Raw genomic sequence first — 225 nt, forward strand, 5'->3', positions numbered from 1 at the left:
GATCAAAATCAAAGCGTGCAGGATTCTTTTTTGTAGTATGCACCAGATGCTCTGCAGCATTAAACCGCCTTTTGGCATCCGGTATCTCTGCCAGTTCTTCCCACACCTGCTCATATATTTCTGTCAGGTAACTGACCACAGACCGGTAGATTTCCAGTGTCTGGCGGACTGGGATATTCTGTTTTCGTAATTCTACGCCATAGCTGGATACGGTCTGCATCTCTT

At 46.2% G+C, this 225-nt stretch carries 1 pseudogene; it reads right to left on the reverse strand.

From position 1 onward, the window contains the following. Window positions 1-225, reverse strand: a pseudogene (locus tag LJE11_RS21030) (IS200/IS605 family accessory protein TnpB-related protein); the annotation flags it as partial.

The sequence above is a fragment of the Blautia sp. DFI.1.216 genome, from assembly GCF_020594215.1.
In the GTDB taxonomy this organism is placed as follows: Bacteria; Bacillota; Clostridia; order Lachnospirales; family Lachnospiraceae; genus Blautia_A; species Blautia_A wexlerae.